Annotated in this window: 20 protein-coding genes and 1 riboswitch; of the genes, 12 read left to right on the forward strand and 8 right to left on the reverse strand. The window is 39.5% G+C overall.

Annotated features, from left to right (window positions below):
* Positions 1–33: 33 nt before the first annotated feature.
* Positions 34–138: riboswitch (TPP riboswitch) on the forward strand.
* A 64-nt stretch (positions 139–202) separates the two neighbouring features.
* Genes Q4489_RS00755 through Q4489_RS00770 form a run of 4 tightly spaced genes read left to right on the forward strand, consistent with a single transcriptional unit; the run spans position 203 to position 4,150 of the window.
* On the forward strand, positions 203–2,299 hold the full coding sequence (locus tag Q4489_RS00755; protein WP_303475785.1) for a TonB-dependent receptor: 2,097 nt from the start codon (positions 203–205) through the stop codon (positions 2,297–2,299).
* 26 nt (positions 2,300–2,325) lie between these two features.
* On the forward strand, positions 2,326–2,592 hold the full coding sequence (locus Q4489_RS00760) for a hypothetical protein (protein WP_303475787.1): 267 nt from the start codon (positions 2,326–2,328) through the stop codon (positions 2,590–2,592).
* Positions 2,592–3,224 carry a nicotinamide riboside transporter PnuC gene (pnuC, locus tag Q4489_RS00765; protein ID WP_303475790.1) on the forward strand — a complete coding sequence of 211 codons (633 nt, stop codon included), beginning with the start codon at positions 2,592–2,594 and terminating at the stop codon, positions 3,222–3,224. Before Q4489_RS00760 ends, pnuC begins: the two co-directional genes overlap by 1 nt.
* Entirely contained in the window at positions 3,224–4,150 is a 927-nt protein-coding gene (locus Q4489_RS00770) for a phosphotransferase (RefSeq protein WP_303475792.1), read from the forward strand. Before pnuC ends, Q4489_RS00770 begins: the two co-directional genes overlap by 1 nt.
* On the opposite strand, the gene Q4489_RS00775 is transcribed toward Q4489_RS00770, so the two are convergent.
* The 3 genes from Q4489_RS00775 to Q4489_RS00785 form a co-directional block, all read right to left on the reverse strand.
* Positions 4,130–7,204, reverse strand: coding sequence for an efflux RND transporter permease subunit (locus tag Q4489_RS00775; RefSeq protein WP_303475795.1), 3,075 nt, complete (start codon positions 7,202–7,204; stop codon positions 4,130–4,132). The two genes, Q4489_RS00770 and Q4489_RS00775, sit on opposite strands and share 21 nt — an antisense overlap.
* Before the next feature lie 2 nt (positions 7,205–7,206).
* The gene (locus Q4489_RS00780; RefSeq protein WP_303475798.1) at positions 7,207–8,304 is read right to left on the reverse strand and encodes an efflux RND transporter periplasmic adaptor subunit; all 1,098 of its coding nucleotides are present in this window, start codon (positions 8,302–8,304) and stop codon (positions 7,207–7,209) included.
* Positions 8,305–8,506: 202 nt separating this feature from the next.
* On the reverse strand, positions 8,507–9,577 hold the full coding sequence (locus Q4489_RS00785) for a M28 family metallopeptidase (RefSeq protein ID WP_303475801.1): 1,071 nt from the start codon (positions 9,575–9,577) through the stop codon (positions 8,507–8,509).
* 162 nt (positions 9,578–9,739) lie between these two features.
* On the opposite strand from Q4489_RS00785, the gene Q4489_RS00790 reads away from it, so the two are divergent.
* Positions 9,740–10,300, forward strand: coding sequence for a glutathione peroxidase (locus tag Q4489_RS00790; RefSeq protein ID WP_303475804.1), 561 nt, complete (start codon positions 9,740–9,742; stop codon positions 10,298–10,300).
* A gap of 117 nt (positions 10,301–10,417) precedes the next feature.
* The gene (locus Q4489_RS00795) at positions 10,418–11,467 is read left to right on the forward strand and encodes an MltA domain-containing protein (RefSeq protein WP_303475807.1); all 1,050 of its coding nucleotides are present in this window, start codon (positions 10,418–10,420) and stop codon (positions 11,465–11,467) included.
* Positions 11,468–11,556: 89 nt separating this feature from the next.
* Here Q4489_RS00795 and Q4489_RS00800 read toward each other — a convergent pair whose 3' ends face one another.
* The 4 genes from Q4489_RS00800 to Q4489_RS00815 all read right to left on the reverse strand — a co-directional run bounded on the left by Q4489_RS00800 (position 11,557) and on the right by Q4489_RS00815 (position 16,035).
* Positions 11,557–13,518, reverse strand: a complete 1,962-nt coding sequence (locus Q4489_RS00800; protein ID WP_303475810.1) for a nucleoside-diphosphate sugar epimerase/dehydratase — start codon at positions 13,516–13,518, stop codon at positions 11,557–11,559.
* Positions 13,519–13,625: 107 nt separating this feature from the next.
* On the reverse strand, positions 13,626–14,804 hold the full coding sequence (locus tag Q4489_RS00805) for a DegT/DnrJ/EryC1/StrS aminotransferase family protein (protein ID WP_303475813.1): 1,179 nt from the start codon (positions 14,802–14,804) through the stop codon (positions 13,626–13,628).
* 9 nt (positions 14,805–14,813) lie between these two features.
* Positions 14,814–15,443: an acetyltransferase gene (locus Q4489_RS00810; RefSeq protein WP_303475816.1), complete on the reverse strand. Its 630-nt coding sequence runs from the start codon at positions 15,441–15,443 to the stop codon at positions 14,814–14,816.
* Positions 15,436–16,035 carry a sugar transferase gene (locus Q4489_RS00815; protein WP_303475821.1) on the reverse strand — a complete coding sequence of 200 codons (600 nt, stop codon included), beginning with the start codon at positions 16,033–16,035 and terminating at the stop codon, positions 15,436–15,438. Before Q4489_RS00815 ends, Q4489_RS00810 begins: the two co-directional genes overlap by 8 nt.
* A 213-nt stretch (positions 16,036–16,248) precedes the next feature.
* Here Q4489_RS00815 and Q4489_RS00820 point away from each other — a divergent pair, with 213 nt between their 5' ends.
* From Q4489_RS00820 to Q4489_RS00845, 6 genes are read left to right on the forward strand one after another with little or no spacing between them, the layout of a single operon-like run.
* The gene (locus Q4489_RS00820; protein ID WP_303475824.1) at positions 16,249–16,575 is read left to right on the forward strand and encodes a serine O-acetyltransferase; all 327 of its coding nucleotides are present in this window, start codon (positions 16,249–16,251) and stop codon (positions 16,573–16,575) included.
* Complete coding sequence (locus tag Q4489_RS00825) at positions 16,568–17,683, forward strand: glycosyltransferase (protein ID WP_303475827.1); 1,116 nt, start codon at positions 16,568–16,570, stop codon at positions 17,681–17,683. Before Q4489_RS00820 ends, Q4489_RS00825 begins: the two co-directional genes overlap by 8 nt.
* Entirely contained in the window at positions 17,680–18,756 is a 1,077-nt protein-coding gene (locus Q4489_RS00830; RefSeq protein WP_303475830.1) for a glycosyltransferase, read from the forward strand. The genes Q4489_RS00825 and Q4489_RS00830 overlap by 4 nt, the downstream gene beginning before the upstream one ends.
* 7 nt (positions 18,757–18,763) lie before the next feature.
* Positions 18,764–20,083, forward strand: coding sequence for an O-antigen ligase family protein (locus Q4489_RS00835; RefSeq protein WP_303475832.1), 1,320 nt, complete (start codon positions 18,764–18,766; stop codon positions 20,081–20,083).
* 2 nt (positions 20,084–20,085) lie between these two features.
* On the forward strand, positions 20,086–21,606 hold the full coding sequence (locus Q4489_RS00840) for an oligosaccharide flippase family protein (RefSeq protein ID WP_303475835.1): 1,521 nt from the start codon (positions 20,086–20,088) through the stop codon (positions 21,604–21,606).
* Between the two features lie 6 nt (positions 21,607–21,612).
* Complete coding sequence (locus tag Q4489_RS00845) at positions 21,613–22,725, forward strand: glycosyltransferase family 4 protein (protein WP_303475837.1); 1,113 nt, start codon at positions 21,613–21,615, stop codon at positions 22,723–22,725.
* A 67-nt stretch (positions 22,726–22,792) separates the two neighbouring features.
* Here Q4489_RS00845 and Q4489_RS00850 read toward each other — a convergent pair whose 3' ends face one another.
* A complete protein-coding gene (locus Q4489_RS00850; RefSeq protein WP_303475839.1) occupies positions 22,793–23,668 on the reverse strand; it encodes an AraC family transcriptional regulator in 876 nt (291 codons plus the stop codon).
* Positions 23,669–23,684: the final 16 nt, after the last annotated feature.

Below are 23,684 nucleotides of genomic sequence, written 5' to 3' on the forward strand. Positions count from 1 at the left end.
ACTGTACATTTGATTATAACTTGGTAGTATCGCCGCCAAGCCAAGGGGTGCAATGCTTTATCGAGTATTTGCTGAGAGAATTTACCCTTATTACCTGATGCGGATAATGCCGATGTAGGGATGGTTAATTGAATGACATTATGCATTTTGCCGTATATTTCATCTCAATTACTTCTTCCTTTCCGGCTAAGTCGAGAGTTGAATGAAGTTATCACAAATATCTATTGCTATTACCTCCTTAATTTTTGCCCATAGCGTTATTGCTGACGAGCAAAAAACTGAAAATCAATTTCCAGAAAGCCAAGTTACAGATGTTGAAGTGGTTACTGTACATGGTGATTATCGCGCGACTAATTTACAAAAAGCACCAGCATCGTTATCTATTTTGACGACACAAGATATTGCCAACCGTCACGCACAAAATTTAGAAGATATTATTGGTGCCGTCGCAAATGTTAATTTTGCGAGTGGCTCGCAACGGGCACGTTATTATCAAATTCGTGGTATTGGAGAGCGTAGTCAGTTTAAAGAGCCCATTAACCAATCAGTTGGTGTGTTAGTTGATGATATCGATTTGGCTGGTATTGCCAGTATTTCTTCAACATTCGATATGGAACAAATTGAATTTTTCCGTGGTCCACAGGGGACTAGATTTGGTGCTAATGCACTTGCTGGCCTTATTTATATGACATCTAAGGCGCCGAGTGAGGATTTTGAAGGTGCTGTACGTGCTAGTGTTGGCAATTATGGAAGCTACGGTACTGCGTTAATGCTTTCAGGGCCTGCATCAGACTCGGTTAATTATCGATTTGTCGCTGAAAAGAATGTCAGCGATGGCTTCATGGAAAACCAATATTTAATTGTTGATGACACAAACAATCGTGACGAATTAACGTTACGCGGCAAAGTAGCGATTGCTGCAACAGAGGATCTTAATATTGATTTGACCCTACTTTATGCTGATTTTGACAATGGCTATGATGCGTTTTCATTAGATAATAATCGCACAACCTTGTCTGACGAGCCGGGTTTTGATCAACAAAAAACGCGAGCCTTAAGCAGTAAATTTACCTATAGCGGTTTCAATAACATGGATATGTTAGCGATTGTTTCTCATGCTAATTCTGATTTGGCATATGGTTACGATGAAGATTGGACTTATGCTGATATTCATCCTTGGTCATATGTTTCTACGGATTATTACTTTCGTGAACGAGAAAATACTACTGCTGAAGTTCGTTTTATGTCAAAAGCGAATGCGCAACTATTTGGGCATACAGATTGGATATTTGGTTTATATGCTAAAAATGATCAAGAAGCATTAACACGCGAATATACCTATCTTTCAGGTGATTTCACTTCAAATTTTGATGCTGATAATTACGCGATTTATGCTCAATTCGATAGTCAATTAACCGCTAATTGGTCACTTACTACTGGCTTACGTTTTGAGCAACGTAAAACACAATACAAAAACAGTGATGGTGTCGCTTTCTCACCTGATGACTCAAAACTTGGCGGTAAGTTGGTGCTTGCTTATCAAATAGACTCGGCATCAATGGCTTATGCGTCAATAAATCGAGGATTTAAAGCGGGCAGTGTAAACAGTGTAGGCAGTTTGCCAGAGCACTTACGTAGCTTTGAGCCGGAATTTTTATGGAATTATGAACTCGGCTATAAAACATCTTTCTTAAACGATAACGCTTTTTTACGTACCGCCGTTTTTTACATGGATCGTGATGATATACAAATCAGTAGTTACCATCTCGATGAACGTAGTGACGGTAGTGCTGAGTTTATAAGTTACTGGACAAACGCTGCTAGCGGCAAAAATTATGGTGTAGAAGCTGAGTTTTCATGGGATGTATCAGATACTGTTAATCTTTATGGTAGCGCTGGTTTACTTGAAACCGAGTATAAAGGTTTTTCATATGAAGATGGCAGCGTTGAAACCGGTAGAGAACAAGCTCATGCGCCAAACTATCAGTTTAGCGTAGGCGTTAATTATTACCCGAGTGAACAATGGCATGTAAACGTTAGTGTTGATGGTAAAGACAGTTATTACTTTTCTGATAGCCATGATGAAAAGTCGCAAAATATTGCGTTATTGCATGGTTCAATTCGCTATGTGCAGCCAAATTGGCAGGCAAAGCTTTGGGTGCGCAATTTATTTGATAAAACCTACGAAACTCGTGGCTTTTATTTCCCAAATGACCCGCGAGATGGTTACACGCCAAAAGCGTATTATCAACTGGGTGAACCTGCCGTATTTGGTGTAACCTTAGATTACCAATTTTAATCGCGTTAAAAGTCAAAGGAGACTTTATGGATATTTCAATTGAAATTAGTCTTTATCCACTAGCACAAGAAAAATTTAAACCAGAAATTTGGGCTTTTATTCATAAATTAAGAGCCGTTGATGGTTTAAACGTGGTGACCAATGGAATGAGCACTCAGGTGTTTGGTGAATATGATTTAGCAGTACAAACGGTAATGGCTGAAATAAAACACGTGCATCAAACGGTAGATGCTGCGGTGTTTGTCTGTAAGTTTATCGGTGGTGATCGATCACAAGTAGAAGCGGAAAGTTAATGCAAGCCATTGTTGAGTATTACACCACATTACCTTTTTGGGAACTTATTGCCGTGTTTACCGCGTTGCTGTACGTGGTATTAGCGGCTAAAGAGAGCATTTGGTGTTGGCCAGCAGCATTAATAAGTACCGTTATTTACACCGCGATATTTTATGACGTGTATTTATGGATGGACGGCCTGTTACAGGTGTATTACTTTGCGATGGCTATCTACGGTTGGTATTGTTGGCAAAGCTTGGCAGGTAAGAAAGCCCTTGCTATCCAACAATGGCCAGTAAGTTGGCATATTAAAGCGATCGTCTTATTAAGTGTATTATCACTGTTGGTTGGCTGGTTTATGGCAAATTATACGCCTGCGCACTTTCCGTATATTGATGCCGCTACAACCGTGTTTGCTGTTTTTGCGACGTATTTAGTTGCGAAAAAAGTATTGGAGAATTGGATTTATTGGATCGCCATCGATGCGGTATCAATATATTTATACATCGAAAAGCAATTAATGCCAACGGCAGTACTTTTTGTATTGTATGTCTTTATGGCTATTTATGGTTACATTCAATGGTCTAAACGTATGACCATGAATGATAACGCTCTTGAACATGAGCGTGACTCTGTGCCTTCTTCACGTTAATGATGAATAGTGTTGATATTGATAGAAAAGAAGTTGTCAATAACACAAGGCAACTGACTTGCTTTGCGTCGTTACCCTGTAGCATTGACTTTATTAATCAAGGTTTAAGTCATAACAATGTAAAAGTGACCACCTTTGACCGTCATCAACAGGTCAGTGCTCAGTATTTTGTAAAATGGTTCAACAGTGATGCGCAAACTGCATTGCATGAAATTGCCAGTGCGAAGTTAGCGATGCAACATGGCCTTGCCCCAAAGATTGTTTATTCATCGGATGAATGTTTTGTTACTGAGTTTATTCAGGGTGAAAGTTTGCAAAGCCTTTTATCAAAACAGCCATCACAACTTTCATCAGCGATAAGGCAGACGGCTGTGTTGCTCGCACAATTACACCAAATACCTGCTAATAACAGCTGTAAGCCTTTTGACATTCATGCATTATTAACAACATTAACCGCAGATTGTAACGTTACTGCATCGCAAGCTAATGAAATTAGCCAGCTCATTGCGCAATTCCCCCGCCTTGAACACAGCAATGCGCCAGTAATATGCCATGGTGATGCTAATTTTAGTAACGTATTAGTGGATATTACCGAGCGGTATTGGCTCATTGACTACGAGTGTAGTATTTTTACCGATGCTGAATTTGATATCGCCATGTGCATCGCGATTAATCAGCTAGACGATCATGCGATTTCTATCATGCAACACGTATATCAACAACATTCCGGGTGCCAACTGTCATTATCGCTTGTGAACACTTACCAACCATACTGCGCATTAATTAATGCGCTCTGGTTTATTGCAAAAGCAAAAAAATCGCCCCAAGAGACGATCTTATTGAAACATGCCGAACAGCAATTAACACGGATAGAAGCTTACACAACGCCGTGTTTATTAGAGCAGCTATTTACTCACAGCACTTAGTTCTGGCGCTATTTGAGTTTCCTTCGCTTTACCCATTTGTAATAAACTTGGTAAGAAAATAAGCGTAAATACTGTACTCACACACATTCCACCAACTATCACGGCGGCGATACCACGATACAGTTCTGCACCCGCGCCAGGGATCATCAGCAACGGCAACATGCCACAAATACTTGTGAGTGTGCTCATTAATATTGGTCGTAAACGTAATCTAACGGCCTGTTGAACCGCATCATGCCGAGACAACCCTTCTCCTTCGCCTATACGTGTTTGATAGACTAATAAAATTGCGTTGTTTACGACTAGGCCAAGCAAAATAACAAAGCCAATCATGGTTAATAAATCTAATGGTTGAAAGATAAACAGGTTCGTTATTTGTAACAATGCTATGCCGCCAACCGTGGCAAGAGGGATGGTAAGCACCACTAATAAGCTGTCTTTAAACGACCTGAACAGCGCTGACATCAATAAGTATAGAATGGCCAGTGCCAACAAAAAGCTTTGACTCATGCTTGATAACGCTTCGGTAAGTGCTTCTGCTGAACCACGGTAGCTAACGGCACCATCTTGTGAAAGTTGCGCCATAATCGCAGGTTCAGCGTTTGTTTTTATCATCGCAATAGCTTCTTCTAAGCTAATGTTATCTGGCGGCGTTACTTGTAAAGTAATGGTGCGTCTACGATCAACACGGCGAATTGAACTTGGACCAGCCGTTCGTACTATTTCAACTAATTCGCCCACAGGCTGAATACCAGCTTCTGGTGTGTATAACGGAATGGCTGCGAGCTCTTCAGGAGAATCCCAGTCAGTAGAGCGTAGGAAAACATCAAGCCGTTTTTGACCATTAAAGTAATCACCAACATACATACCCGTACCTAATGCCCGTGAAATAGAAGCAACCTGCTGGCGTGTCCAACCCGCTTCTGCCACCCTTCGCTCATTGGGTAACATACGAAGTTCAGGCTCTGCCAATGACAAGCCAGGAGTTGGTTGAATCTGAGCACCCGGAAGTGCTTGACTGACCGCACCAAAGCCAATACGAGCAGCGTTGAGTAATTCATCCACTTCATTGCCTTGAATATCAATATCAATACGGCGACCACCACCTAGGTTGCCAAATAACTCTTCTTGGGAAGCAAAGGCTATGGTATCTGGAAAGCCGGCAAGTACTTCACCGTTAATGACATTAATAATGTCTTTGATGCTATCAGATTCAGCAGCACGTCCACCCATAAAGCCAAAGTTACCAAAAAAACCAAGCCACGAATGTTCAATTTTGGGAGTTTTCTCTCCGGTTAAATAAGGCATTAATCGACGGTTTATTTCATCACTCATTTCTTCACGAGCAGCGGGGTAACTTTGCCCCGGTGGAGGTAGTAAAAAGGCATTGAAAGAATTCTGGTTACCTTTGGGTAAGTAATCCACTTTCGGGAAAAGTAAGTAACTGCCAGCAAATGAAAATAACATTAAGCCAAACACCCAAGCATAGCGCTTTTGCGGTGTTGAGGTGATGTTCATGATCGTTTGGGTAATGTTTTGCCACCAGCGTTCGTGAGGATCATCAGCATTCACTTCTTTTAACAAACGACGTGCTGCAGTAGGTAAGACCGTCACAGCAATGAGTAGTGAGGCGACGATAGCAACAGCAATGGTGATGGCTAGGTCGGCAAAGAGTTGACCGGAGACTTCTTCTAAAAACACAATGGGTAAAAATATTGCCACGGTGGTTGCTGTAGACGACATTAATGCTCCCCACACTTGTGTGGTGCCTTTAAAGGAAGCTTGGTGAGCATCTTCGCCTTTTTCACGTAGGCGTACGATATTTTCCAGTACGACAATGGCGGCATCAAGCACCATACCTACAGCAAACGCCAAACCTGCCATCGAAATAATGTTCAATGTGCGGCCTGCGCTATACATCACCACGAGAGTAACAATTAACGAGATAGGAATAGCAATAGCAACGATCAATGTTGCTCTGAACTTACGTAAGAACCACCACAATACGATAACAGCAAGGAAAATTCCGAGCAGTAAATTGTTTTTTACCAGACTCATTGAACGACCAATGTAGATGGTTTCATCATACATTTGGATTAATTCTAAGTTTGCGCGTTTGAGTGGCCCTTCGTTAAGTTCTTTCATGGCAGCTTGTAGGCCTTCCATGACTTGGATCACGTTGACACCTTGCTCAACTTGCGCATTCATAGCAATTGCTGGTTCGCCATCAAGCGTAAGAATACCGGTGCGATCTGATAGTGTTAATGCCACATCAGCAACATCTTTTAATAAGATAGGCTGACCATCGCGCCAATCTAACACCATGTTTTGTAATTGATCTACGCCGTATTTACCTGAAAAACGTAGGGTGTATTTACGTCGACCAATTTCATTAAAACCGCCAGATGTATCACTGTTGTTTGTCAGCGTTGAAGCAATCTCAGGCACATTAAGCCCTAAATTTGCAGCTTTATACGGATCAAAGGTGATACGTAACTCTGTAGGCAAGCCGCCAAAGGCATTCGTTTGAGAAATACCTTCCACACGTTCTAAACGTGTTTGTATGATTTCTTCGACATAATCTTGATACGAGACGATATCGCGGGTGTTACCTTCGGTAGGTTTTACTGCAAACCAAGCAATGGCTTCGAACGTACTTGCACCACCTACCGCAATAGTCGGTTCATTCGCATCAGGAGGATAGAAGGGCACTTGATTAAGCGCATTCATGACATCAATTAACGCACGTTCTAAATTGATACCCGTTTTGTAACGCAGGGTAATACTACCTTGACCTTGATTTGAGCTTGATTCAAGCAATTCTAACCCTTGCAAGCCCTTTAATACGTCTTCTTGGCGCTCAATGATCTCAGCTTCTATTTCTTCTGGCGCAGCTGCTCGCCAGCTGGTAGAAATAACAATTTGTGGCTGACTAATTTCTGGTGTTAGTTGTATCGGTAATTTGAATAAACTGATCGCGCCAAATAAAGCTATCAGTAACACAGCGACAACAACCGCTGTTGGGTTTCTAAGTGATGCGGACGTTAAGGTCATGATTATTTCTCCGCAGCGGCAGTGCCTGAAACAAGTGCATGATTGTTATCTTTTATGTTGACAGCTTGACCTGGCTGTAAACGCTCGGCGCCACGAATGATCACTAAATCACCTGCTTTAACATCACCAACTACTTCTAATAATTCGTTTTGACTGATACCAATAGTGACCGGTACTTGTCGAGCCGTGTTATTATCATCAACAATAAAAATAGAGGTTTGATTGCGTCTTAATACTAATGCATCTCTTGGTACGGCAAGGGTTTCTTTGCTTTCGCCTGTTGCAACAGCGGCTTTTATATCTAGTCCTATTGGCCAATCTAAGTGGGTCATATCTAAGCGAACTTCCATCAAGTGAGAGCGAGAGTCAGCAACAGGAATAAGTGATTTGATCGCTGCTTGACCTTCACCTAAAGGCGACTTGATTGCCAGCGTGTTACTTTGTTTTAAAAAGCGATATGCGGTTAAAGGGGCAAATAACGAAGCTTCAACATTGGCGGTTTCAACAAGTTGTATAATGGCATTACCGTTATTAACAAACTCACCTTGGTTACTTAAACGTTTGGCAACAATTCCATCGAAAGGTGCGCGTAATTTTGTATAGGCAAGGTCTTGTTCTATTTGCGATAATCTCGCTTTTGCTGCCGCTAAACGAGCTTTAGCTTGGCTGAAACTAGCAGCGGTTTCTTCTAAAGATTGCTGCGCGATTAATTTTTGTTTTACAAGAGACTCTTTTCGGGTACTTTCCGACCGTTGAAATTCAAGCGTTGCTTTTGCATCTGCTACGTTCGCTTTGGCTTCTTGTCGCTGTAGCTTGAGTGGTTTGTCGTCAAGTTGTGCAATGACATCACCTTGTTTTACCTCAGCACCTAAGTCGGCAAGCTGTAATAATCGACCTGATACATTGGCGGCAATATTGGAGTTATTCCTACTTACCACAGAGCCTGATACCCAAGCCACAGGTGATAATGTTGTGCTTTTTACTTCTATTACGTTGACATTGGCAGCGCGCCCTTGAAAAGCTTGAGATGAAACAGAAAGAAAAAATAATGGTAGTAAAAGCCCACCAGTGAGTACTTTAGAAAAGTGAAGTAAATTCATTGTTAATGACAACTTATTTGTTATTGTTAGCGCTATGAAGGAAAGCTAACATCGTTAAAATTATGTCCCTATCGATGAAATTAGTTCAAATGTTTACTTGGCCAATAAGCAGTCGAAATAATTTCATCTTAACCGTGCGATGCCAAATATGTTGGTTATCAAGCGTATTTGGCATTTAAGAACTTATGGTTTAGCACGCAACTTATCGCGTTAAGTATAGCTCAGGTTTACTGAGAACTTCAGTTAAAACCGTAACATTTTGTGATAACTGTTGAGCGAGTCTACCTGGAAATAAGCGGTTGATGGTATCAAGTTGGTCAAATTTTGTGTGCCACATTTTACCCCACTGTTTTTCATCATCTCGCTGACAGGCGGTTTTAGTTGATTGTTCAAAACAATCCCAAGTTTCGCTATGTGTGGTTTGAGAATAGCCATCAAAACCAGCTTCACCGTTTATGGTGAAATTTGTCGACTCAACGTAAGCGATGGGAATACCAGCACAAGCAAAGGGTGCATGATCAGACCATTCGCCTGTTACGCCTTCAGGGTAGCCAGGGTAAGCAGGATGAATTGTATATTTATGCTGCTCACCTAGTTTTTTTTCTGAAGCTGTTAATAATGCATCTCGAATGGTGGTTTCACTGTTAAAGGGTATATCATCGGTAGCGCATTTATAAGGTGAGGTATGCGCACTGTGAACATAAGTAATATCACCACCGGCAATAGTGTCAAAATTGATCATTCCGATCACTTGTGACAGTGCTTCTGGTTGCTGTGTTAGTTGTTTGACATAATGCTTTGAGCCTTTTAAGCCGTTTTCTTCTGCACCAAAAGCAATAAATCGAATATTAATTTTTGGTTGGTTGCTAAGCTCGGCAATATTTTTAGCAATCGCTAACATAGCAGCGACACCCGCACCGTTATCAATTGCGCCTAATGAGCCTTTACTTGCCGCAGTAGAGTCGTAATGCGCAGCTAATATGATGGTTTTTTCTGCGTTAGGTGCGCTATCAACAATGACATTGGCTGAATCTTGCAATAAGCCGAAGGTGAAGGTTTGTTTTACGGGTTGATAACCCATGGAGCGGAAAGTATTAACAATAAAATCAGCGGTTTTTTTCTCTTCGGCGGTGCCTGCCTCTCTTGCACCAATACCTTTTGTGCCAGATATTAATTCAAGATACTGATAGACTTCACTTTTATTTTCGTTGTTTGCAATCGTCGATAGCGATACCGTCATTAATGCAGCTGCTAACAAATGTTTAGATCCCACAATGATTTTCCATAAATGATTGAAGATAAAATGATTGTACTTGATTTCCATACAAAAAAGCATGGTAATTTAGATAAAATGATTGTGCCTGTTTAGCAGTGTGCTACTGTTTAATTTCAGTGTAGAGTTTGGCAGCTTATAGTTAAGGCAGGGAGTTGTGTGATGAAAAAGTTAATTGTTGGGTTGTTATTGTGTTTTGGCGTTCATGTAAGTGCCGCTGAAGAAGAGTTCGCGTCAACGAGTTGTCCTGATTACCTTAAAACGACTAAACAAAAATTATATTCATCGAAATCAGTCAATCTTTGCGAGCTAACGCAAGGCAAGCCTGTGCTAATTGTGAATACGGCGAGTAATTGTGGTTATACACCTCATTTTAAAAAACTTGAAGCCATTCATCAGAAGTATCAAGATCAAGGGTTGGTTGTGATTGGTTTTCCTTCCGACGATTTTTTCCAAGAAGAAGATGATGAAAAAGACACAGCTAAGGTATGTTACGTTAACTATGGCGTTACCTTTACTATGCTATCGACAAGTTCAGTAAGAGGAAGCGATGCTAACGATGTGTTTCAATATTTATCAGAACACGCTACCTCGCCGAAGTGGAATTTTTATAAATATCTTGTTGATGCTAATGGGGAAACAGTGAAAGCGTTTAGCCCAAAAGTTGCGCCTGACAGCCAAGAGTTTATTACTGCGCTTGAAGCAACGTTATCTACAGAGTAATGTTATCAGTATTAACCACCGACATTGTTCGTGATAATTGAACATTGTCGGCTACCATCATGTCATTCCGTTTTAATAAGTGAAGTAAAATTGAAATACCTTTTCATCTTGCTATGTATGTCTCTATCTGCACATGCACAATTTATACTAGACAAGCAACCAAAGCTTTCCGGAGAGTTCTCTGTATCTGCTAACGCGCTGTGCCAAGTTGCTACGAATACTTTGACGTATATGAAGCAGCAGCCAGATGATGCATTCGCCGTTCACGCGGGTAAACATGTTTTACCGCAAGCGAATTTATCACGGGTTAAAGAGACGTTAGCGTTTGTTTGCCAGCTAAAAAATAAGCCTCTTAATGCTCAGTTTTTAAAGCATCATTTTGACTTTTACCAATGGATCCCGGATAAAAAAACCGCAAACATTTTAGCGGATAAAAGTACAAATGCGGTTAAAACACGGTTGTTAACGAATATCCCTAAAGATCAAATTTTGTTGACTAAGTATTACACGAAATTGCTTGATGCTAGCCAAAATGCCACAAGCAAATACAATCAAGCGTTATATGCTTTACCTTATGACGAGCAAGGCTTAACTGAAGAACAAGCATTACAAAAACGCGATTCATTGACCCGTTTCCGTTATACACGACAAGATGTGATTGCTGGCGTTCTACGTGAGAAAAATCTCGCAAAGCCACTGGTGTGGTTAACAGAGGAAGCATTACATGATGTGTTGTTACAAGGCACTGGTGTAGTAGATGTTGATGGAAAACGCCGTTACTTTAATGTTCATCGAAACAATGGTATTAGCTATGATTATACCTTAGGTAAACGAGAACAAGCACGTTACTGGTATTTTGCTGAAGTACCGAGTGTTTTGGGTTATGGCACCACGATTAAGAATAAAATTGTTATCGATAAAAATGTAGCTTTTGCTGGTAACGTTAAGCAATTAGGTTTAGGAAAATTGTTTTTAATTCAAGTGGATAATGATAATAATCCGCAGTTACAGCTGGGTGTTTTAGCCGATCAGGGTGGTGCTTTCGATGATAATTTATTTCAATTAGATTGGTTAAAAGGTAGTTATTATGGTTGGCAAGACTACTACCAAGAAAATAAAGTTTATGCTGATTATGCTCACGCTTGGATATTACTTAAAAAGCAGTAATATTCATTAAAATCTTTAGTGCTATTGACGTATTTGAACTGTAAAAACAACGGTCAAATACGCATTATTAATGGCAAGTTGGGGGTTGGTTACATAGCTACCGAGTGTTGCTTAGTATCTGCTGTTAGTGGCTCAGATGCATTATTATTTTGTTGGTTAAACTTGGCATTGCCTGAACTTCCTTGGTGTTGCGCTGTTTTTAGTTCAGGGGTGTAATCTAACGGTGCGGCAAGTAAAATTTCACGAAGTTTAGCGGTGTCTTCAGCGCGCATAGCATCATTAATATCATTTAATATTCGGTTGACATCTGGCCAACAAATTGAGCGCTCATTTGCCGTTAGTATACGTTGATGCTTTGTCGGTTTTGCGTGGTCATCAATAAGCAATTCTTCATAAAGTTTTTCGCCTGGTCTTAAGCCACTATATTGAATGGTGATATCGCCGTGCGGATTTTGTTCATCTTTAATCGTTAAGCCCATCAAATGAGTGATGTTGTACGCTAAATCGACAATTTTTACGGGCTCACCCATATCTAATACAAAAACATCACCACCGGCCCCCATCGCACCTGCTTGGATCACTAACTGGGCGGCTTCCGGTATGGTCATAAAGTAACGAATAATATCAGGGTGTGTAATGGTAATTGGCCCGCCTGCACGTATTTGTTTTTTAAATAAAGGCACTACAGAGCCTGATGAGCCTAATACATTGCCAAAACGTACCATGACAAACCGCGTGTTGTGATCCCGTGGCGCGAGAGATTGCAAAATTAATTCTGCTAATCGCTTTGTCGCTCCCATAACATTGGTGGGTCTAACGGCTTTATCTGTTGATATTAAAACGAAGGTTTCAACGTCGCAGTAAATTGCAGCTTGCGCGATTTCATAAGTGCCTAATACATTATTTGAAATGCCCGCCATAACATTATGCTCAACTAGCGGCACATGTTTGTATGCTGCGGCATGATAAATAGTTTGTACTTTTTCACTGTGAAAAATACTGCTCATTAACATGCCATTTTGTACATTGCCTATAAGGGGAATTAATGGGATGTCGCTGCTAATCTCTTGTAAATAGACGCTGAGTTCTTGGTTTATCTCATATAAAAAGGCTTCGCTGACATCAAGTAAAATTAATTTTTTGGGTTTCTGATGAATAATTTGTCTACACAGTTCTTTACCGATTGAACCACCTGCACCTGAAACCATCACCACTTTATTGTAAATATTGGCGCTAAGTAATTCAGGGATAGGCTCTACTGGCTCTCTGCCCAATAATTCAGTAATGGATACTTCGCGAAGTTGATCTATTTTTCGTTTACCAGAAACAATATCAGCCATTGCAGGAATTGCTAACAGTTCTAAGGCGTGAGGCTCAATCGCACCAACAATTTCTTGCATACGTGCTTGCCCTACATTAGAAATGGCAATTAACACTTTAAACTGCCCGTATTGCTTAATAAGTTTCTCAATATGGGTTAGTGAATAAATGTTTAACCCGACAACTTCTCTGCCATGGTAACGGCTTTTTTCGTCTATAAAGGCGACGGGTTGATATTGGTGACCGGCTAGTAAAGTATTGGCAAGTTGTCTGCCTGTGCTGCCTGCACCGTAAATTACCACGGCTTCGCGTTCATCAAACAACTTGTGATTGGTGATCACTCCAATCACGGCTCGGGCGCCAGCGATAAAACTTGCAGCAAGTACGAAAAATACAATCGGCACAGATCTTGGTACAAAAGCACCATAAAATAAGCCAGATAAGTAAAATAGCAGGGTTGAGAAACCAAGAATACCGATCACTTTTAACGTTGAACGAGCATTGAAATAACGGACTACTGAGCGATAAACCCCCATAAAATAAAAGGCTAACATAGTGCCAATGCCCACTTGAATGAACACCGCCCACTCTGGCCAATCGAAGGAAATATTAGACGCGCCTAAACGTAGCAAATAAGCAAGAAAAAATGCTACCCCTAGGGCGGTTATATCGTAAGCAAGCGCAAGTAAAAGTTTTGCTGAACTTGGAATTAAATCTATTTTTCTTATCATCGGGTCAAACCCTGTGTGCTGTATAAAATCAAATTTACACTTTTGTGCAATATAACTGGGTTATACACGCTTAAATGTTAACTTTTTGTTATATTAACAGGATATTCTCAACTGTCTGCAATTTTGTTGCAAATTTGTTCAATAACCTGGCACGTCTTATTGATTTCTTCAATGGTTAGTGTCGGATGCACTAAAAACATTAAACTAGTAGCGCCAAGTTGTTGGGCGTTCTTTAACGGTTTTTCGGGCCTGTATGGCTTATTATCAAAGGCTTTTTCTAAATATACTTCAGAACAACTCCCTGAAAAGCAAGGTACTTCTTGCTCATTAATCGCGGAAATGATTTGTTCTCTTTCCCACGGTTTAGGTAATAATTCAGGTTTAATGAATACGTAACATTTATAAAAAGCGTGTTCAATATATGGGGGAATTTCAGGAACATGTAAAAATGGAAATTGCTGACAAGTGGCGAATATTTTCTCAGCATTTCGAGTTCGTAACTGTTGCCATTCAGGCATTTTTGTTAACTGGATGCGACCGATGGTTGATTGCATTTCAGTTAAACGCCAATTAGTCCCAAAAGATTCATGTAACCAACGATAGCCAGGTGGATGTGATTTTTCATAGACCGCAGCATACGATTTACCATGATCTTTAAACGCCCAAGCAGTACGCCAAAGAGTTTCATTATTGGTGGTTAACATGCCGCCTTCGCCACCAGTGGTCATGATTTTATCTTGGCAAAAAGACCAAGCGCCAACATCACCAATACTACCAACGCTTTTACCTTTGTATTTAGTGCCATGTGCTTGTGCGCAATCTTCTATCACATAAAGCTGATGCTTTTTAGCCAATGACATAATGGGATCCATATCACATGGCCACCCAGCTAAGTGTACACAGATGATTGCTTTTGTACGCTGAGATAACACAGCTTGAATAGTGTTAGCCGTAATGTTTTGTGAATCTAAATCTATATCAGCAAAAACAGGTGTTGCTCCCGCGTTAATAATACAACTTATCGAAGCAATAAAGGTTCTTGAAGTAACGATCACCTCATCACCTTGGCCAATTGCTAAACTCCGAAGCGCTAAGTCAATTGCGAGTGTACCATTTGCAACGGCTACGGCGTATTTACTATCAGAAAATTGTGCGAATTCTTTTTCAAACAGTCGGCCTTCATTACCTGTCCAATAGTTTACTTTATTTGATAACAAGACCTTTGAAACGGCATCGGCTTCTTCTTGACTGAAACTTGGCCACGGTGACATAGCGGTATTTAACACATGATTTCCTTATTCAATATCTTTAATACGTTTAGCTGGTACACCAACATAAAGGCCATTCGCTTCGGTAGATTGAGTGACGGCAGCACCAGCACCGACTTGGGTGTTTTCAGCGATATCAACACATTGTACTGAGCAACTGCCAACGCCGAACCAAGTAAGCTCACCAACATGTACCGTACCGGCTAAGTGAGCGCCTGGGGATATATGCACCGCATCAGCGAGATTGCAGTCATGATCAATGGTTGCAGCAGTATTAATAATACAAGCATTACCCAATTGAGTGCCGGGGTTAATAACCGCATTGGCGAAAATAACATTACCCGCGCCTAAGCTAACGTGTTTACTCACTACCGCTTGCGGATGAATAATATTGGGTAATCGGGCGCTCGAACTGGATAACGCACGATACATAGCAAGGCGAGCTTTATTATTGCCCATCGCTAGCGCAAAATCATATTCATCTTGGTAGCACTTCCACTGCGAAGATTTATCAATGATGGGCCAATTAAGGTTAGCGCCTCTTTCTGGAAAGGTATCATCTAAAAAAGCAATGTCAGAGTATTGGCTGCTTGCTTCAGCGCAATCTGCAATAACTCTACCGTGCCCACCAGCACCGATGATTAATAATTTACTCATGTTGACTCCCCTTGAATTTACTCATGGTGGCTTCTCCGTCGGCATGTATATCCGCTTTAGAAAAAACCTTCTTTATTGTTAACAATAAGATTTTTATATCTAACCATAATGATTGATGATCAACGTACCAAACATCAAGTGAAAATTTTTCTTCCCAACTGATAGCATTGCGCCCATTTATTTGTGCCCAACCGGTAATGCCGGGTTTTACATGGTGTCTTCGTGCTTGTTCAGAAGAATAAAGTGGTAAATATTCAACTAAAAGTGGCCTTGGCCCAACTAGACTCATGTGGCCGATAAATACATTCCATAAACCTGGCAGCTCATCTAAGCTGCTCGCCCGTAGTTTTTTACCAAAGGGTGTTAAACGTGCATCGTCGGGTAATTCATTGCCGTTAGCATCAGTTGCATCACGCATCGATCTAAATTTAAGCATATTAAACACCTTGCCATTTAGCCCAGGTCTTGGTTGTTTGAACAACACGGGTTTACCCAAGTTTTTCGATACTCGCCAAGCAATATACCCCATCAGTGGCGATAAAAATATGAGTGCGATCCCAGAGAGTAGGATGTCTAAAAGGCGTTTAATCATAGGAGTAACGGTTAGTTAGGGTGCAGTATTATGCTTTATTTTTCTATATAACCAGAGTAAATTGGTTAATACAATCATCATTTACATAAAAATTAAAACAATATGCATGCAGTTGTAAGGCTATATTACCTTTCTAGGCGACTTTATCTCAAAGGTGTTCCCCTTTTACCAAAGCTTATTTATATAATAATTCGCGTTATTTTCGCGTGCGACGTGAAGTACACCGCAAAAATTGGTAAAAATGTTGGTTTTTTTCATAATGGTTTGGGCGTGGTTATACACAAAAATGCTGAAATTGGTGAAGGGACTTGCTTATATCAAAATGTCACAATCGGTGGCAATGGAAAGGAATCAAGCGAAAATGGTGTTCCAACTATTGGTAAACATGTTTTTATCGGCGCAGGTGCTGTTATTTTAGGCCCTGTTCGGGTGGGGAATTATGCAAAAATTGGAGCTAATTCTGTCGTACTGGATGACATACCAGCACATGCAACTGCTGTAGGTTCGCCAGCTCGCGTCATCAGTCGTGCTTATGAATAACAATAAAGTTCGCGTCTTACATATTTTTGCCAATTTAAATTTAGGCGGCGCCGAAAGTAGGATAATGGATCTGTTTAGGTCGCAGTCTGCTTCAGATGTGCAAAACGACTTTTTAATAATGACAGATGAAGAGTGCTATTACAGCACTGAAGTCGCACAACTCGGCGGAATTATACATACCGTGCACAGCCCTAGAGAAGGGTTGTTTAAAAATATGGTACAGGTCTATCGTTTATTTAAAAAAACGCCGAAATATGATGCGATACATGCACATACGTCCTATTATTCGGGCTTCCTCGCTTTTATTGCTTGGCTTGCAGGAATTAAATTTCGGGTTACACATGCGAGAAACAAATTAAAAGGGCGTAACTCAATAGCCTCATCAGTGTTTTTTTTCATTGGACGAACTTTATGTAATATATTTTCAACTCAACGGCTCGCTATTTCACCAGATGCTGGTCAATTTTTATATGGAAAAAAAGCGAACTTTACTGTTGTCCCCAATGCTTTTGATTATGGTCGAATACTACATAAATCTGCATTGAGCCGAGAACAAGACAGAGCGCACTATAAATTATCGTCAAAGGCCATTCATATTGTTTGTGTCGCGAGGTTTTACGCCGTTAAGAATCATCAATTTCTGCTTGATATTGCTAAGGAAATGCAAAATAAACACATAAACGCAGTGTTTCATTTAATCGGGGATGGTGAGCTTCGCGATCAAGTTACGAACTCGATTAAATTACGAGGTCTTGAAGAGTACTTTGTCTTCTGGGGAATTAGACAAGATGTTTTTCAATTGCTGTACTTATTTGATTTAGCGATAATGCCATCTTTTAGTGAAGGGTTAGGGGTTGCAGCGTTAGAGGCTCAGGCTGCTGGTTTACCTTGCGTATTATCTACAGGTATACCCAAAAGTGCTGATATTGGCTTAGACCTTTGTCATTTTAAATCGTTAGAACATGGTGCAGCTTGCTGGTTAAAATCTATTCTAGCATTTGTTCAACAACCTGTAGTTGAGAAGTGTATTATTGACGAACAATTTGCAGGAGAAGGCTATAACATAGAAGTGGTACGAGATAAGTATCGACAGGCTTATATATCATGACAACTAAAATGCGAGTTTTACAGGTCATTCCAACTTTATCTGTAGGGGGAATTTCATCAGTTGTAAAAAACTGGCAACAAGCGGTTTTTTCAACAAATATTCAATTTGACTATCTAGCCTTTAATGATGGTATCTTAAAATCAACATTTGAAGCAGCCGGCTGCCATGTTGACGTTATCCCTACATTTCGGCAGCGTCCTTTGCATTACATTATTGTGATTTATAAGCTATTAAAACAAAGACAGTACGACGCCGTGCATGTGCATAATAGTTTTAAAAATGTCGTTTTACTTATACTCGCTCGATTTTTAGATGTACCAGTACGGGTATGTCACTCTCATACATCAGGTCTAGAAAACAAAAGATTACAATTGATTTTTTTAGGCTTGCGATGGTTAACGAAACGAATGTCTACGCATTATGTTGCTTGTGGCAAAGCTGCAGGTGAGTTTTTATTTGGTGAAGACCAATTTACGCTGCTTAATAATGCAATAATAGTTGAGCAATTTTCACAGCAAACAGATCTCACAACTACTGACTTCATTTTACCTGAAAATAAAAAGCTCTTCTTACATGTTGGACGGTTTTCTCAAGTAAAGAATCACGCTTTTATTCTAGAAATAGCCCAACAGCAACAACTGAATAGTAGTATTTGCTTTTTATTAGTCGGAGATGGACCGCTTAAAGCAATGGTTGAAGACAAAGTTAAGGTGCTAGGCTTAAAGGAGAACGTAAAGGTTTTTTCGAGTAGCAACCAGATCCCACAATTATTGCAGCAAGTAGATGGATTTATATTACCGTCGTTATTTGAAGGGGTTTCTGTGGCGTTGCTTGAAGCCCAAGCAGCATCTTTGCCTTGTTTAGTTAGTGATTCAGTTAGTAAAGAATGTGATGTTGGTTTAGGCTTAGTGTCTTTTCTGTCTCTTAATCATATGAATGATTGGGTTGAAGCGTTGAATCACGTATCTTCACCAAAACTTAATGTTGAGCATATATCTGAGGCGTTTGATGAGTCTGGATTTTCGAACTCTCAGAATATTAATAAGCTCATGAGAATTTATCGCGGGCTATAGCATTAATATGACACAAACGTTAACAAAGGTGCCATATGAATTACTATTTACGGGGGGGGTGATTCTCGCTTTCGCTGTTTTTAATGTGCCCATTCTGTTATTAAGTGTCGTGGTATTAGGTATCGCCAGCGCACTTGTTTTACCTTTCAATCGAATACTTTCTTTTACTATTTTTCTTTTACCCTGCTTTGAAGTCTTTACTAGAACAAGTTACCTCCCTATTTCATTGGTTACATTGATTTATATTGCTTTTTTCGGACGGTATTTATTAACACAAATAACTCAAACAACGTTTTTCTTACCAGGGGTAATGGTCTTGCTTATGGTTGTTACATTTGAGCTTTTACATGTGATTTATAACCCTGTTATGTATTCTGCAAAAACACTTAGATGGGTGATGTTATTTTTGTTTGTTGCTTTGCTTATATTCGATAAAAATAAATATGCAAGCTTCTATGAATTGCGCCGAGCGCTGTTGTACGGGGTCATTGTTTCTGCGACTTATGGACTGATGTTCCATTATTTTCACCCCGTTGATTATATGAACATTGATAAAATAAAACGGTTTTCAGGCGGGGCAGGTGATCCTAATAATTTTGGATTATATTGTTTATTGACGCTGTTCTTTTATCTACCAACAATGCCTAAGGAAAGTATTTCTTATAAGGGCTTTAGCATCATGTTAGTGATGATACTTTTAGGTTCACTTACGGTGTCTCGAAGTTTCTTTTTAATATCTGCGGTTAGTTTATTTTTATATTTTGTTTTCTATTTTCGTTCATCGATAAATGAAGTGATTTTTAGGTTGTTACTCGCATTTAATATCGTGGCGGTTTTGGTTGCGGTAGCTTATTTATCGGGGATAAGCATGCCGACAAACCTAGACATTGTAAAAAGGTTTAGTAGTAATGATTTATCAGCATTGACGGGGGCACGAAGTGTCATATTTCAAGAATATGTCGCGGTGTTAATAAACTTACCGGTAATCTTTCTTATTTTTGGTGCTGGAATAAATGGCTACTTGGGGTACTTTAATCATAAGTTTGAGCAACTAGGTCTGTTTTCTGAGGTCGTTGGCCCACATAATACATTTTTAGAGCTTATTGTCAGTTTTGGACTGATTGGTTGTATTTTGTTTTTTGCGTTTCTTCATTTTGCTTTTTATGCAGAAAAAATTCGCGCTACTCCAACAAAAGTTTACCGTCTTGCATATCTGCCTTTGATTGTCTTAGCCATGTACAGTATTAGTTTACAAAACCTTGGTAAATACGGCAGTTATTTTATTTTAATGTTAGTGATTTATCATACCTATAACAGAAGGAGTTGATAGTGTCTCAGGACAGTAAAGAGCGCAAATTAGGTGTTTTACTAGGCTATCTATCAGTTGCCTTTAGAAATATTGCATCTTTGTTGTTAATTCCTTTTATTATCAGTCAGATAGGTGTTTCTCATTATGGGTTGTATGGTCTAATAACTGCGATAACAGGCTATCTTGTAATCATTGAATTTGGTTTAGCAAATACCACAATTCGTTTTATTTCCAAATACCGTGTTGCGAAAGATAAAAGTGCCGAGCAACGAGTGGTTGGCAATATTCTGTGGTTGTACATGATAATTGTTTTAATCGTCTTAGGTGCAGGTTTTTTCATTTGGCACGCAATTCCTTTTTGGTTTGTTGAAGCACTAACAACAAGAGAAATTGCACTTTTTCAAACACTGCTTGTTATTTCATTGTTGAATATTGTTGTTACTCTAATCAGCAATTCATTTACCGGCATTATTTCTGCGTACGAAAAATTTGTATTTTTGAAGTCACTTGAAGTGGTTACTTTTTTATTGCGCGTATGTTTAGTGTTATTTTTACTGTCTTTAGGATTTGGTGTTATTGCGATTGTTGTGATTGATACTGTTGCAAATTTAATTGCTAGCGCTTGTAAAGTCGGTTTTGTTATTCGTGTAATGAAAATAAAAGTGATTATTGAAAAACCAAGTAAAGAGTCATTGTATGTGATCGGTAGTTACACCTTTTTTATTGCACTAAACGTCATTATCAACCAAGTAAACTGGCGTGCTGATAGTTTTATTTTAGGCATATTTACAGATAGCCATACGTTGGGTGTCTATAATGTTGGAAGCCAATTTGTCTTGGCATTTATTGCGGTGGCAAGCACGATGACTTCTATCTTTATGCCGCAATTTATGAGACTAGTAAATCAGCAAAAAAGTATGCATTTGATTACGAATCATTTGATCATTATTGGTCGTTATCAATTTATTGTTTTAGGATTAGCTTTTATTTGCTTTATGTCTTTTGGGCAGCTATTCGTTGAGCTTTTTGTGGGTAAAGGGTTTGAAAATGCTTATTGGATAACGTTAATCTCACTGGTGCCTCTTATATTTGTATTATCTCAGTCGTCATCAAATGCTATTCTTCAAGCGATGAATAAACACAAAGTTCGCAGCATTTTGTTATTATCTACAGCGATATTAAATATTATGTTATCCGTCTTTTTAGTGCAAAAAATAGGTATGATAGGTGCTGCAATAGGTACTGCTATTACATTGATCATTGGTGAAGTTATACTGGTGAATATTTACCTTATTTGGTCAGTTAAGCTTGATATGGTGCGTTTTTACAAGACAATCTTTATTCGTGTAATACCTGTTATTGTAATCAGTTTACTTATCACGATGGTTGTTCGCGACTACATCCCTGCAACTTGGCTAGGTTTAATCTTGGGCTGTAGCTTTAGTGCGTTTATTTATATGATTTTAGCGGTGGTTATTAGTTTAACTGTTGAAGAAAGAGGGCAGTTAGTGGCATATATAAAAGTAAAAAAGAGTGGATAGTTTGCTTTGCATATTCTAATCATTGGTGCTTATCCAAAATCAATATTGTCTTTTCGTGGCCCTTTAATTCAATCGTTTTTAAACAGTGGTCATCAAGTTACTATTATGACTGCCGATGCTCCGCAATCAATCAAAAGTAACTTGAATCAAATGGGGGTTAACTTCATTCCATTTGACATATCGAGAAACGGATTAAACCCTTTTTCTGATATTAAAACCTGTTGGCAACTTACGAAAGCCATCAGTAAGATGCGTCCAGATAAAATATTGGCGTATACCATTAAGCCAGTTATATGGGGTGGTATCGCTGCTCGTTTAAACAAGATAAATTCGTTTTATGCCATGATTACTGGCTTAGGCTTTGCTTTTGAAAAAAGTAACCTTGTTCGTTCAATTATCAACAGGCTTGTTAAAACACTATATAAGTTCAGTTTGCAAAAAAGTGCAGGTGTTATTTTCCAAAATGAAGATAATCGTCAGCTTTTTATCGACCAAGGAATAGTGCCTCAATCGCTAACGCATCGAGTCTACGGCTCTGGTATTGATTTAGACGTCTTTGACTTTCATCCGTTACCACAAGGAAAAACGACGTTTCTATTAATCGCGAGGTTACTCGGGGACAAAGGTATCAGAGAATATGTGGCAGCGGCGAAATACGTAAAACAATGTTACGCTGATGTTTGCATTCAGCTTTTGGGGCCGTTTGATCCTTCACCCGATGGCATATCACCTAGTGAGCTAGCACAGTGGCAGGATGATGGCTTGATATCGTATTTAGGTGAACAAAAGGATGTTAAGCCTTATCTACAAAACTGTCATGTTTATGTTCTGCCCTCATATCATGAAGGATTACCTAGGACCGTTTTAGAAGCCATGGCAACTGGACGTCCCATTTTGACAACCAATGTTTGTGGCTGTAAAGATACTGTCATTGACAATAAAAATGGTGTGATTGTTCCTGCCAAGAATGTTCAACAATTAGCGGAAGCTATGTTGTGGTTTGTTGAAAACCCCAATGAATGGCTTCAAATGGGTAAAGCGAGTCGTGAATTTGCCGAAAAATACTTTGATGTTCGTAGTGTTAATACAGCAATAATAAACATTATGTTTAAATCATAGGATATCAATTAAAACATAAAAAGTGATTAATTATAAGTCATTGTATGATTTGTATAGAAACAGTAAGTTAAGCAAACGCCCTATTTTTTCCTGCATAAATACTACGGAATTCACTTGGCTTCATTGCCTTAAACTGCAAAAAACGACGGTTGAAATTGGAAATGTTGTTAAAGCCACATATATCACTAATGGTGTAAATTGGTTTTTGACTATTGATCAGTAACGAACATGCTTTACTAATGCGTAATTGGTTAACAAACTCAGTGAATGTTTGCTCTGTTCGGTGTTTAAAGAAACGGTGAAAGTGGTTCGTGCTCATATGCACTAATTCAGCAAGGTGTTCAGCTCGAATAGACTCTGTGTAGTGCTCATGAATATAGCGAATAACTTTATCCAATTTATCGGTTGAAGGGTCAGAAGTGATATCCACACTATAGCCGCTGCTTGATAAAGGCTGTTTATCTGGATCATTCGCCATAATGTCTAATATGTTAAGTAAGCCGATTAGTCGAGTACTGGCGTCAGCATTGTGCATAGATGAAAATATCTTAGCGGCATCAATAACGGCCTGTTTACCAAAAGTTACCCCTCTTTTTGACAGCAATAACAGCGCTTTGAGTTTTTCTAGATCAGGCATCCCAAATACCAGACCTTCTAGCCAGCTAATAGGGAGTTGCGCAACATAGACTTGCTGTTTTTTTCCTTTCACTGCAGCAGAAGAACACCAAGTATGGGGCAAATGAGGACCTATAAATGCCATGTCGAATTCATCGTAATCATCTATGTTATCACCTACATAGCGTTGGCCTTTGCTATTTAGTGTTAGGGCGATTTCGTATTCGGGGTGATAATGCCAATGAAAACCAATATGTTCCTGCTCGTATAACCAATAGCGCCATGAGGAGTTTTCAGAAGGAATAATTTTTTCGAAAACAAGCTTCATTATCGTAAACCTGTTG

This window comes from Thalassotalea sp. 1_MG-2023, assembly GCF_030546745.1.
Lineage (GTDB): Bacteria > Pseudomonadota > Gammaproteobacteria > Enterobacterales > Alteromonadaceae > Thalassotalea_C.

What these genes read in the sequence shown, in the direction of transcription:
- Q4489_RS00800 (WP_303475810.1), bottom strand. Translation starts at nt 13,518, where the DNA reads ATGATAAGAAAAATAGATTTAATTCCAAGTTCAGCAAAACTTTTACTT.
- Q4489_RS00850 (WP_303475839.1), bottom strand. Translation starts at nt 23,668, where the DNA reads ATGAAGCTTGTTTTCGAAAAAATTATTCCTTCTGAAAACTCCTCATGG.
- pnuC (WP_303475790.1), top strand. Translation starts at nt 2,592, where the DNA reads ATGCAAGCCATTGTTGAGTATTACACCACATTACCTTTTTGGGAACTT.
- Q4489_RS00790 (WP_303475804.1), top strand. Translation starts at nt 9,740, where the DNA reads ATGAAAAAGTTAATTGTTGGGTTGTTATTGTGTTTTGGCGTTCATGTA.
- Q4489_RS00815 (WP_303475821.1), bottom strand. Translation starts at nt 16,035, where the DNA reads ATGATTAAACGCCTTTTAGACATCCTACTCTCTGGGATCGCACTCATA.
- Q4489_RS00775 (WP_303475795.1), bottom strand. Translation starts at nt 7,204, where the DNA reads ATGACCTTAACGTCCGCATCACTTAGAAACCCAACAGCGGTTGTTGTC.
- Q4489_RS00830 (WP_303475830.1), top strand. Translation starts at nt 17,680, where the DNA reads ATGACAACTAAAATGCGAGTTTTACAGGTCATTCCAACTTTATCTGTA.
- Q4489_RS00760 (WP_303475787.1), top strand. Translation starts at nt 2,326, where the DNA reads ATGGATATTTCAATTGAAATTAGTCTTTATCCACTAGCACAAGAAAAA.
- Q4489_RS00835 (WP_303475832.1), top strand. Translation starts at nt 18,764, where the DNA reads ATGACACAAACGTTAACAAAGGTGCCATATGAATTACTATTTACGGGG.
- Q4489_RS00810 (WP_303475816.1), bottom strand. Translation starts at nt 15,443, where the DNA reads ATGAGTAAATTATTAATCATCGGTGCTGGTGGGCACGGTAGAGTTATT.
- Q4489_RS00770 (WP_303475792.1), top strand. Translation starts at nt 3,224, where the DNA reads ATGATGAATAGTGTTGATATTGATAGAAAAGAAGTTGTCAATAACACA.
- Q4489_RS00825 (WP_303475827.1), top strand. Translation starts at nt 16,568, where the DNA reads ATGAATAACAATAAAGTTCGCGTCTTACATATTTTTGCCAATTTAAAT.
- Q4489_RS00780 (WP_303475798.1), bottom strand. Translation starts at nt 8,304, where the DNA reads ATGAATTTACTTCACTTTTCTAAAGTACTCACTGGTGGGCTTTTACTA.
- Q4489_RS00795 (WP_303475807.1), top strand. Translation starts at nt 10,418, where the DNA reads ATGTCTCTATCTGCACATGCACAATTTATACTAGACAAGCAACCAAAG.
- Q4489_RS00755 (WP_303475785.1), top strand. Translation starts at nt 203, where the DNA reads ATGAAGTTATCACAAATATCTATTGCTATTACCTCCTTAATTTTTGCC.